Source organism: Pigmentiphaga sp. NML080357, assembly GCF_002188465.1.
In the GTDB taxonomy this organism is placed as follows: Bacteria; Pseudomonadota; Gammaproteobacteria; order Burkholderiales; family Burkholderiaceae_B; genus Pigmentiphaga.
In genome coordinates this window covers 23,878-35,012 of record NZ_NINW01000016.1, presented here as the reverse complement: position 1 = coordinate 35,012, position 11,135 = coordinate 23,878, and the positions used below count along the sequence as shown (strand labels likewise).

The following is an 11,135-nucleotide window of genomic DNA, read 5'->3' as shown; positions in this document are numbered from 1 at the left end:
GCAGATTCGTCAGGCTGACGTTGCCGCGCTGTCGCGGCAAACAGTGCTCGATCTGCTGATATTGGGCTTCGGTGATTTCCATACCCGAAGTATACGAGCAAATTCATTTAGTGTGAACACGCCCTAGCAAGGCCGGCCAGGCGGTGCAAGCCGCCGGCCCGGACCGCGCCCTAGGCCGCCTCGACGTCGAAACGCGGCACGGCCTCGAGCAGCTGGCGGGTATAGGCATGCTCCGGCCGCGTCAGGACGCGCTCGGCAGGCCCCATTTCGATGATACGCCCAGCCTGCATGACCGCGATGTCGTCGGCCAGGTATTCCACCACGCCGAAATTGTGAGTGATGAACAGGTAGGCGATGCCCATGTCCCGCTGCAGGGCATGCAGCAGGTTGAGGATCTGCGCCTGCACCGAGACGTCGAGCGCCGAGGTGGGTTCGTCGCAGACCATGAGCTTGGGCTCGACCGCCAGGGCGCGGGCAATGGCGATGCGCTGCCGCTGGCCGCCCGAGAATTCGTGCGGATAGCGGTCGCGCGCATCGGCGCGCAGGCCGACCTGGTCGAGCAGGCGCAGCAGGGCGGCCTGGCGGCTGGCGGCATCCAGGTCGGGACGCAGCGACGACAGTCCCTCGTCCAGGATCTCGCCCACGCGCATGCGCGGATTAAGCGATGCGTAGGGGTCCTGGAAGATGATCTGGATGTCGCGCCGCAGGCTCTTGAGCTGCCCGCGGCCGGCCCGCAGGAGGTCGCGCCCCTGGAGGCTGGCCTGGCCGGTAATGGTTGCCATGCCGTCCAGCAATCGCAGCAGCGCCTTGCCGGTGGTGGTCTTGCCGCATCCCGATTCGCCCACCAGGGCGAGCGTCTTGCCAGCATCCAGCGACAGGCTGACGCCGTCGACCGCCTTTACCCAGCCGATCGTACGCCGCAGCAGGCCCTTGCGTATGGGAAAGTGGACCTTGAGATCGGAGACTCGCAGCAATCCTGTTCCGGCCATGGACGCCGATGCGCCGGCCGCCGGCGCGAGCACGGCGGCCGGCGCTTCTTCCAGCACCTGTACAGCAGGCAATTCCACCGCCTCGCCCGCCGCCTGCGCCGCGTCGATCTCGGCCAGGCGCACGCAGCGCACGGCGTGCCCCGGACCGTCTTCGACCAGCGGCGGCGGCGCGGCATCGCATTCGGCCGCATGCGCCGGGCAGCGCTGCGCGAAGCGGCAGCCGCCGAAGGCCTGGTTGAGCGCGGGCACCGTGCCGGGGATGGCGGCCAGGTGCATGCCCCGCCGCGCCATGCTCGGCAGCGCGCTGAACAGCAGTCGCGCGTAGGGATGGCGCGGGCGCAGGAAAAACGCTTCGGCAGGCGCGGTTTCCACGATCTGCCCGGCGTACATCAGCGCCACGTGGTGCGCCATGCTGCGCACGATGCCCAGGTCGTGCGTGATGAGCATCATGGCCATGCCCAACTGCGCCTGCAGGCTGCGCAGCAATTCCAGGATCTGCGCCTGGATGGTGACGTCCAGCGCCGTGGTGGGTTCGTCGGCGATCAGCAGTTCGGGCTCCGCCGCCAGCGCGATGGCGATCATCACGCGCTGCTTCTGCCCGCCGGAAAGCTGGAAAGGATAGTCGTCGACGCGCCGCTCGGGATCCGGGATGCCGACCCGCCGCAGCCATTCGACCGCCTTGGCCTTGGCGGCGGCGCCGCGCAGCGCGGTGTGGGTGACGATGGTCTCGACGATCTGGGCGCCGATCCGCATCACGGGGTTTAGGCTGGTGGCGGGTTCCTGGAAGATGATGCTGATCTTGCGGCCGCGCACGGTGCGCATCTCGCGCTCGGGCAGGCGGTTCAGATCCACGCCCTCCAGCAGCGTCTGGCCCCGCTCGATGCGTCCGGCGTCGGGCAACAGGCGCAGCAGGGCCAGCGCGGTCATGCTCTTGCCGCAGCCGGACTCGCCCACCAGCGCGAAGGTTTCGCCGCGCGCAATGGCAAGGCTGAGCGCATCCACGGCATGCACGATCCCATGATCGCTGTCGAGCATCACGTCGAGCCGGCGCACGTCCAGCATGGCGGTGTCCCGGGCGGAAGCGCTCATCAACGGTCCTCCAGCATCTTTGCCGAACGGGCCCTGGCCCATGCCGGACGGTAGGCCCTGGCGCGCGGATCGAAGGCCTCGCGCACCGCGTCGGCGAACAGGTTGGCGGACAGCACGAGGGCCAGCATGAAGACGAAGGCCGACAGCAGGCTCCACCAGATCATCGGATCGCGCGACATTTCCAGGCGCGCGAGGTTGATCATGGTGCCGAACGAGTTCATGGAGGGATCGACGCCCACGCCGAGGTAGGACAGCACGGCTTCGTAGAGCACGAGGGTCGAGAAATCCAGCACCACCGTGATCAGCACGATGTGCATGACGTTGGGCAGCAGGTGGCGCGTCATGATGCGCATCGGCGAAGCTCCGAAGGCCCGGGCGGCCAGCACGTAGTCGAGCTCGCGCAGCTTGAGCGTCTCCGCCCGCAGCAGCCGGCACAGTCCGGCCCAGCCGGTCACGCCGAGGATGATGCACAACAGGAACAGCCTCAGGTCGGCGCGCTCGGCGCCGGTCTCGAACAGGTCCGGGTTGTTGTCGATGAAGACCTGCACCATGAGCACGCAGGCGGCGATCAGCAGGACGCCGGGAATGGAGGTCAGCGTGGTGTAGACGTACTGGATGATGTCGTCGACCCAGCCCTTGAAGTAGCCCGCCATGATGCCCAGGGACAGTGCCAGCGGCAGGGTCGCCAGCGTGGTGACGCTGCCGATGACCAGCGCGGTGCGGAAGCTCTTGATCGTCTGCACCAGCACGTCGTTGCCGGTGCTGTCCGTGCCCAGGACGTGATAGCCGGTGGACAGCGACACCGCCGCGCCGCCCAGGATCGCAATCAGGCCGAAAGTCAGCAGCATGGGCGCGAGCGGCACCTTCGTGCGGCGCTGGACGATGTCCTGCCAGGTCGAGGGCAGCGACGCGCCGCTGCGATGCGCGATGGCGGCCGCCACGACCAGCGCCGCCAGGCCTGCCAGCAGCCCGCCGGCCACCACCCCCGCCGCCGTGCGCCGGAGCACGTCCCCGAGCCATTGGGTGTCCGGGTCGGACAGATGGGCGCCCCCGTGGCGCAGGCGCGGGTAGTCGCGTACCGGCTTGCCGTCGACCAGCATGGACTCCTTGGTGAACTGGCGTACCGCCAGCGGCGCCGAGTAGGTCTTCTCGCGGCCGGCCATGGGTTTTTCCAGCAAGGCGTCGAGCACCGATCGCGTCACGGGCGAATAGGCCCTGGCGCCCTTGCCGCCATTGACTTCCACCGATTCGAGCAGGGGCCGGTAGTGCATGGAATCGAGCACGCCGATGAGCACGAACGCGCCCAGCACCACCGCGGCGCACATCGCGGGCGTATCCCGCGCCACCCTCGCCCACGTGGCGCGCAGGTTGGGCGTGCGGCGGGCGTGCCAGGCGTAGACGGCGACCCCCAGCAACAGCAGGAACAGCGCGACATCGGTCCAGAGAAAGACGATCTTGGGCATGTTCTTACTCGAAACGCACGCGCGGATCCGCGATCGTGTAGGAAATGTCGGCCAGGATCAGGCCGATGATGTAGAGCACCGATCCGATGAACACCATGGCCCGCACGATGGCGAAGTCCTGGGCGTTGATGGCATCCATCGTGTAGCTGCCCAGCCCCGGTATGCCGAAGAACGATTCGGCGATCAGGCTGCCCATGAACAGCAGCGGAATGGCCGAGATGGTGCTGGTCAGGATGGGCAGCATGGCGTTGCGCAGCACGTGGCGGAACAGCACCAGTCGTTCGGACAAGCCCTTGGAGCGCGCGGTACGGACGTAGTCCTTGCCGATTTCCTCCAGGAACAGGGCTCGGTAGAAACGCGCCTCCGGCCCCAGCTTGGCGATGATGGCCACCACCACGGGCAGCAGCAGGAAGCGGATGGCGTCCAGCCCGCCGGCGAAACCCGACAGCGGCACCAGGCGCAGCGTCTTGGAGAAAAGATATTGTCCGGCGATGATGTAGAACAGCGCCGAGATGGATAGCATGGCGACGCACAACACCACGCCCCAGAAGTCCAGGTAGGTGCCCCGGAAGAACACCAGCAGCAGCGCGAAGGCCACGCTGGCGAAGAGTCCCAGCAGGAATGTCGGCACCGCCAGCGCCAGGCTGGGTCCCACCCGCTGCCGGATCTCGTAGCCGATGTCGCGGCCGGCGTCCGACGCGCCGAAGTCGAACACGAACAGGCGCACGGACCGCTCAAAGAAGATGGTATCGGTATAGCGCTGCAGGCCCTGCGCCTGGGCGTTGACCAGCAGCGGCTTGTCGTAGCCGCGCTCGACCTTCCATTTCTCGATGGCGTCGGTGCTCACCCGACGCCCGCCTATGGCCAGGCGCGCCATGTCGTCCGGCGTGTTGACCGTAAAGAACAACATGAAGGTGAACAGGTTGACGCCGATCAGGATCAAGATCCCGTAGAGGATCCGGCGCACGATATAAGCGGTCATGCTGCGTCCCTCGCAGGGCGGTCGGCGTGAACGGCGACGGCGCGGTCGCGCCGGCGGACCATGCGCCAGGCGGGCAGCGCCAGCAGCACCAGCAGCGCCGCCGCCAGCGCCACGGGCCACCACACCGGACGGTTCCATTCGGCGATCTTGCTCGCGCGCAGGGCAGGATCGATCTTCAGGTACTGGAGGTTGTTACGTATCATCTGGGTCGGCTTGCCGTTGCCGACCCACTGGTGGTAGGCGCCGCCGGATTTGGGGAAATAGCCGAACATCCAGGCGGCATCGTTCTGCACGATGGCAACCATGCGGGCGATCACGGCTTCCTTCTCGGGCCCGTCGTCGAGGTATTTCATGCGCTCGAAGAGCTTGTCGAATTCGGGGTTGACGTAGTTGGAGGCGTTTTCCCCGCCCTCCTTCGCCTTGCCGTTGGGGCCGTACAGGAGGAAGAGGAAGTTCTCCGCATCGGGATAATCGGCGTTCCAGCCCCACAGGAAGATCTGCGCCACGCCGCGCCGCATCTTGTCCTGGAAGCGGTTGTAGTCGGTGGAGCGGATCTCGAGCTGGATGCCGAGCTTGCCGAATTGCCGCTGCAGCCAGTCGAATTGCGAGCGGGCGCTGGGCGAGACGCCGCCCATGGCGTCGTAGTTCAGCACCAGCGGCTGGCCTGTCTGGGCGTTGCGTCCGTCGGGATAGCCCGCCTCGGCCAGCAGGCGCTTGGCGGCCTCCAGGGGCTTGCGCGTCACCTTGTCGCCCTGGATGTCGTAGACCACCGGATTGGCGCCCGCGGGCGGGTCCCGGTAGCCGAGCAGGCCCGGGGGCAGCGGCCCGTGCGCCACCTGCGCCTGGCTGTTCTCGAAAATGGTGACGTATTCTTCCCAGTCGACCGCGATGCTGATGGCCTGGCGCAGCTTGCGGTTGCGCTCCTGCTGTTCCGGCGTGTCGCCCTTGCCGACCACCGGATCCAGCCAATTGAAACCCATGTACCAGTTCTGCGTCTCCACGGTGGTGGGCAGCTTCAGCCCACGCTCGGCATACAGCGCCGCCTTTTCCTTGGAATCGCCGGCGGCCACCAGGTAGGCCACGCCGTACTCGCCGCGCTCGGCCTGCGGCACGTCGTAGTAGCCCTGCAGGAACTTGCCTTGCAGCGGCACGCTTTCCTTTTCGATGTTGAATACGATCCGGTCGATGAAGGGCGTGGGCTTGCCGCAGTCCGCCAGCAGTCCGGCGGCGCGGTCCTCGTCGGACCCTTCGCAGGGATAGGGCTCGCCATGGAAGTTCGGGTTGCGGGTCAGCACGTGGCGGCGGTTCTCCCGGTATTCCGTCAGCATGTACGGGCCGGTTCCCACCGGCCAGTAGTTCAGGGTCAGATTGCGCGCCGCCATGCCCGGCTGGCTGTAGAACTGGTCGGCCTCCCAGGGGATGGGCGAAAAAAAGGTCATGGCCAGCCAATACTTGAACTGGGGGTACTTGCCCTTGATCCGTATCCGCAGCGTATGCTTGTCCAGCGCCTCGACGCCTTCGAAGGCGTATTTGCGGAAATCCAGCCAGGGCAGGTCGCGCGTGGTGGGATCCAGGCCCTTGCGCAGTTCGGCATCGGCGGCGCGAATGCGGTCGCCGTATTCCTTGAAGCCGACGATGTAGTCGGTCATGTGGGCGTAGATGGGCGATACCACCCGCGTGGTGGCCAGGCGCCGGATGCCGTAGACGTAGTCCTCGGCGGTGAGTTCGCGCGTGCCGGTACGGGGAAAATCCGGGATGGCGTACTTGCCCTCGAGGTCCTCGGGCTTGAGATGGCGATACAGGTCGCGCCCGGCCTCGTCGACCGCAAAGGCCGGATGAGGCTGGAACATGATGCCCGGCTTGATGGGAATGTCGTACACGCTCTGCGCCACCTGCTCGCCCGGCACGTCGGCGGGCAGCACCTTGCCTGCCTCGTCCAGGTAGACCGGCTCGACGACCCGGGTCGCCGAGCGCGGCACGAGCTGATAGGGACGCTTCAGGTAGTGGTAGCCGTAGAGCGGCTCGTAGATCTGGTAGGTGTACGGCGTCTCGTCGACGGAATAGGAGCTGGCCGGATCCAGGTATTTGGGCGAACGCTGGGTAAACGCCGTATACATGACGTTCTGGCGCTCGGCCCCGGCGGCGTACGGGCTGTTGAGCGGCGTGTGCGAATCGGGGTTGCCGGGCGAGCAGCCCGCGGCGACGGCCATGCCGATCGCCAAGAAGAGGCGTGCTGCCCAGCTGCATGCGCGGTTTGCGCCCTGTCTCGTACCGTCAGCGCGCACCAGGCGCATCAGCCATCTCCCGGGGAGTATCGTTCCGGTGAGAATAGCAAAAACCGTACCGTTGACTACACCGCTTTACCTAAGGAATACCCCCAACGCCGATCAGAAACGGTAGGTCAGCGCCAGCATTCCCACGATGGGGTTGATCTTGAACTCGGATTCGCTTTCGACCGTGCCCAGCGGCGTGCCGTGGGTCTTCAGGTGGGCCTTGGTCTTGAGCGGCAGGTAGGAGACCGAAAGCATCGCGCCCCAGTTCTTGTTGATCTGGTAGCTGGCCCCGACGTTCAGCACGGGCACCCATTTGCTGTCCACGTCGGCTTCCGTCCTCAGGTTCGGATTGGCCCCGCCCGTGAACCGTGCCGAGAGCGTGCGCTGGAAGTTGTCGCTGAGATCGACGTCCGAGTACCAGATGTAGCTCAGGCCGGCACCGACGAACGGCCGGAAGGCGCTCTCGGGCGGTCCGAAGAAATACTTCACGACCAGCGCCGGGCTCCACTGCCGGGCGGATCCGAGCTGCCCCACGGGTGCAAGCGCCTGTTCGCCCTTCAGCTTGAACTTGGGCGGCACTCCCATGACCAGCTCGGCACCGATGTTGTCGGTGAGGAAGTACGTGTAGGTCAGCGCCACGGTGTCGGCATTGCTGATGGAGGCGCCGGTATTGGGCACCTGCCCGGCGATCGGGCGGGGGCTGACGATGGTCAGCGGTTTGCTGGAATCCTGCGGCTCGAGATGGAACCACCCGACGCCCAGGACGTGGGACCCCGCGCTTTGGGCCTGGGCCGCCGTTGCGCATGCGGCCCCGAGCAGGGCAAGCAGAACCCGGTGCTTCAAAATCCGGTGCATCATGATCCGCCTCCTTTGGTGCGTCGATTGTCAGTCTCGTAGGGTCATCCGTTCGAACGACGGATTACGGCTAAAGATCTCCCGAAAGCAGCCGGCAGACAAGAGGAAGCGCGCCGCCGTGCACAATTGACTCGCCGCCGGTAGCGAATTGGCAACGCGTTAGAAAAATCTACAGTTGCGTCGGAATGTGTTTATGGGCTGACGCCTTGCCGCAAGGCGCCCAGAATTGAGGCTGGCCTGCCTCAAGCAAGGTGTCGCCGTCCATGCTCCAGCGTCTTCGCCTCGACCGCCTGCGCAAGGTGCTCATCGTCTCCCTCCTGTGGGACACCGCGCGCCGATGGTCCGACCATCGCGCCTCCAGCAAGGGCGCGGCCCTGGCCTTGTACATGGTGTTCTCGCTCGCGCCCATCCTGCTGCTGGTGATCGCCATCGCCGGCGCCTTCTTCGGCGAAGAGGCGGTACGCAACCAGCTCGTCAGCCAGATCGGCTCGCTCACCGGGCGCCAGGGAGCCGAGGCCATCCAGACCGTGCTCGCCAGCGCTCAGCAATCGGACAAGGGGTGGGCCGCGGCGCTGATATCGACCGTGCTGCTGATGTTCAGCGCGACGACCGCCTTCGCCGAACTGAAAGAAAGCCTGGACGAACTATGGGACGTACCGGCGGCGAAAACCTCGGGTATCTGGGCGCAGGTCCGCAGCCGCCTGCTGTCGTTCGGACTGGTGCTGGTCCTGGCGCTGTTCCTGCTGATTTCGCTCGCGGTCAATGCCGCCCTTGCCGCGCTGCAGGACTATTGGCACGCGTTCTGGATGGAGTCGGCATTCGCCACGGCGGCGCTGCTGCTGTCCAACGTGTTCTCGTTCGCGGTCGTCACCGCCCTGTTCGCCGTGGTCTTCAAGCTCCTGCCGAGCATTCCCATCCCCTGGCGCGACGTCGTGCCGGGCGCGTTGGTGACGGCCGTGCTGTTCCTTGTCGGCAAGGGCTTCATCAGCCTCTACCTCGGCCACGGCAGCGTGGCGTCGTCCTATGGCGTCGCCGGCTCGGTAATCGCGCTGATCCTGTGGATCTACTACTCGGCGCAGATCTTCTTCTTCGGCGCGGCCTTCACCCGGCAATATGCCGACACGTTCGGCCGGGGCAAGCGCAACCTTTCGCAGGCGCTGGACGAAATCCCGCATTGAGGTAGGATAAGCCTACCGATATCCGGGAGACAGGCCATGGCCTCTTTGCATCCCTACATCAGGTTCCTGGGCGGTCTGCCGCAGTTCGAGATCGACCACCATTGCGGCACGGCGGTGGAGCTGCGCAGCGGCGTGGTCGTGGCCAAGTACGAGGGCGAGAAGCCCCATCACCAGCATTGCCTGAGCCTGGTCTGGCCGGGCCAGCCACCCGACCGGCCAGTCTTGGTATCCGCCACCAAGTACGTGCCGCTGCAGGTAAGCGAGGCCATCAAGCTCGGCGCCCCGCGCGCCGAACTGCTGGAAGCCAGCCGGCACATTTTCGGAGAGGCGGGCGAGCGGCATTGAAGCCGGCGCCCGCCGGGCTCAAGGCACCTGCGGCGGGTCGATCCAGACGAAAGTCTCGCCGCGCTTGATCATTTCCGCCACGTCTTCGGCCGGTACCTCGTAGTCGGTACCCATCAGGCTGGCCGCGCCCGATTCGTGGATATGGATGACCGACGGCGGATCGGTATCGATGAAGTACCAGTAATACCCCGGCTTGAGGCTGTGCGGGTTGTCTTTCACGGCGGATCTCCGTAGCGTTGAACGCTGTCCATGCGTGGAATGATACCCATACCGCCGAGACGGCGCGACCGTGCCGCGGCGTCAGTCGGGGACCACGGCGGTCACTTCGATCTCGACCTGGGCTTCGTCCTCGATCAGCGCCGCTACCTGCACCGCGGTCATGGCCGGGAAATGGCGGCCGACGATCTCGCGATAGGCCTTGCCGATTTCCTCGTACGACGCGACGTAGACCCGCTTGTCCAGCACGTACCAGGTCATGCGCACGATGTGCTCCGGCCCTGCGCCGGCCTCGGCCAGGACGGCGACGATGTTGGCCAGCGCCTGGCGGACCTGTCCCGGGAAGTCCTTGGCCCGGAACACGCCGTCGGGGTCCCAGCCTATCATCCCGCTGATGAAGACCTGCTTGCCGCGCGCGGCCACGCCATTGCTGTAGCCGCGCGGGCGGGGCCATCCCTGCGGCTGCAGGATCTCGATATTCGATGCCATGGGTTCTCCTTTCGTTCTTTTCAGGCCGCGCCCGCCGCGCGCAGCAGCTCGCGGGCGATGATCAATTGCTGGACTTCGGTAGCGCCCTCATAAATGCGCAACGCGCGGATCTCTCGATAGAGCCGTTCGACGGTCTCGCCGCTGACCACGCCCTGCCCGCCGAACATCTGCACCGCCCCGTCGATCACCCGCTGCGCGGTCTCGGTGGCGGTCATCTTGGCCATGGCCGCCTCCTTGGTGATGCGCGCTCCGCCGTCGCGCATCCACGCCGCCCGATAGGTCAGCAGCGCCGCGGCGTCGACGCCGGTGGCCATCTCGGCCAGCTTCGCCTGCGTCAGCTGGAAATCGGCCAGCGTCTGGCCGAACATGCGCCGCGACGTCGCGCGGGCCAGTGCCTCGTCCAGCGCCCGGCGGGCGAAACCCAGCGCGGCCGCCGCCACCGAGGTGCGGAAAACGTCCAGCGTCGCCATCGCCACCTTGAACCCTTGCCCCGGCTCGCCCAACCGCTGCGAAACCGGCACGCGGCAGCCATCGAAGCGCAGCCGCGCCAGCGGATGCGGTGCGATCACGTCGATGCGCTCGGCGATTTCCAGGCCTGGCGTATCGGCATCGACGACCAGCGCGGTGATGCCGCGCGCGCCGGGCGCCTCGCCGGTGCGCACGAAAACCACATAGAAATCGGCGATGCCGCCGTTCGAGATCCAGGTCTTGCTGCCGTTCAGCACATAGTGGGAATCTTCCAGCGTGGCCGCGCACGCCATGGCGGCCACGTCCGAGCCCGCCTCGGGTTCGGACAGCGCGAAAGCCGCAATGGCCTGCCCCGCCGCCACCCGCGGCAGATAGCGCGCCCGCTGCCCGGCCGTCCCGAACAGGCTGATCGCCCCCGAGCCCAGGCCCTGCATGGCGAACGAGAAATCCGCCAGCCCGTCGTGATAGGCCAGCGTCTCGCGGATCAGGCACACGGCCCGCGTGTCGATGGCATCGGTCAGGCCGCCATGTTCCAGCCCCGCCACGGCATACCGCAGCCAGCCGTCCTCGCCCAGCGCCCGCACCAGCCCGCGGCACGTCGCATCGGTATCCCCGCCATGCGCGTGCGCCACCCGGCGCGCGGCCCAGGGATCCAGCTCCGCCACCAGTTCCTGGTGCCGCAGTTCGAAGAATGGCCAGGCCAGATGCTGCGACCGCGCCGCCACCCCGCCGGGCTGCCCCAGCGGATGAGCCTGCGCGCGGTTCGAATTCGATGCTTCACTCATACC

10 protein-coding genes are annotated in these 11,135 nt (G+C 66.6%); 2 read left to right on the top strand and 8 right to left on the bottom strand.

The annotated features are described in order from the left end of the window. Nucleotides 1-170 precede the first annotated feature (170 nt). The 5 genes from CDO44_RS04040 to CDO44_RS04020 form a co-directional block, all read right to left on the bottom strand. Nucleotides 171-2,078 carry a dipeptide ABC transporter ATP-binding protein gene (locus tag CDO44_RS04040; RefSeq protein ID WP_087779146.1) on the bottom strand — a complete coding sequence of 636 codons (1,908 nt, stop codon included), beginning with the start codon at nt 2,076-2,078 and terminating at the stop codon, nt 171-173. Then, the gene (locus tag CDO44_RS04035; RefSeq protein ID WP_087779145.1) at nt 2,078-3,541 is read right to left on the bottom strand and encodes an ABC transporter permease; all 1,464 of its coding nucleotides are present in this window, start codon (nt 3,539-3,541) and stop codon (nt 2,078-2,080) included. Before CDO44_RS04035 ends, CDO44_RS04040 begins: the two co-directional genes overlap by 1 nt. A 4-nt stretch (nt 3,542-3,545) precedes the next feature. Further along, complete coding sequence (locus tag CDO44_RS04030; RefSeq protein WP_087779143.1) at nt 3,546-4,523, bottom strand: ABC transporter permease; 978 nt, start codon at nt 4,521-4,523, stop codon at nt 3,546-3,548. After that, nucleotides 4,520-6,733 (bottom strand): ABC transporter substrate-binding protein, encoded by a 2,214-nt coding sequence (locus CDO44_RS04025; RefSeq protein ID WP_087779141.1) that lies wholly within the window; start codon nt 6,731-6,733, stop codon nt 4,520-4,522. The genes CDO44_RS04030 and CDO44_RS04025 overlap by 4 nt, the downstream gene beginning before the upstream one ends. 177 nt (nt 6,734-6,910) lie before the next feature. After that, the gene (locus tag CDO44_RS04020; RefSeq protein WP_233146034.1) at nt 6,911-7,654 is read right to left on the bottom strand and encodes an OmpW family protein; all 744 of its coding nucleotides are present in this window, start codon (nt 7,652-7,654) and stop codon (nt 6,911-6,913) included. 260 nt (nt 7,655-7,914) lie between these two features. Here CDO44_RS04020 and CDO44_RS04015 point away from each other — a divergent pair, with 260 nt between their 5' ends. Together CDO44_RS04015 and CDO44_RS04010 are read left to right on the top strand one after the other, a co-directional pair. Continuing rightward, on the top strand, nt 7,915-8,829 hold the full coding sequence (locus CDO44_RS04015; protein WP_087779140.1) for a YihY/virulence factor BrkB family protein: 915 nt from the start codon (nt 7,915-7,917) through the stop codon (nt 8,827-8,829). A gap of 36 nt (nt 8,830-8,865) precedes the next feature. Next, complete coding sequence (locus tag CDO44_RS04010) at nt 8,866-9,174, top strand: hypothetical protein (protein ID WP_087779138.1); 309 nt, start codon at nt 8,866-8,868, stop codon at nt 9,172-9,174. A gap of 18 nt (nt 9,175-9,192) precedes the next feature. Here CDO44_RS04010 and CDO44_RS04005 read toward each other — a convergent pair whose 3' ends face one another. The 3 genes from CDO44_RS04005 to CDO44_RS03995 form a co-directional block, all read right to left on the bottom strand. Continuing rightward, nucleotides 9,193-9,393, bottom strand: coding sequence for a hypothetical protein (locus tag CDO44_RS04005; protein ID WP_144389466.1), 201 nt, complete (start codon nt 9,391-9,393; stop codon nt 9,193-9,195). Between the two features lie 81 nt (nt 9,394-9,474). Next, nucleotides 9,475-9,867: a RidA family protein gene (locus CDO44_RS04000; protein WP_087779151.1), complete on the bottom strand. Its 393-nt coding sequence runs from the start codon at nt 9,865-9,867 to the stop codon at nt 9,475-9,477. Nucleotides 9,868-9,899: 32 nt separating this feature from the next. Next, the gene (locus tag CDO44_RS03995; protein WP_087779136.1) at nt 9,900-11,132 is read right to left on the bottom strand and encodes an acyl-CoA dehydrogenase family protein; all 1,233 of its coding nucleotides are present in this window, start codon (nt 11,130-11,132) and stop codon (nt 9,900-9,902) included. Between the last annotated feature and the right edge of the window lie 3 nt (nt 11,133-11,135).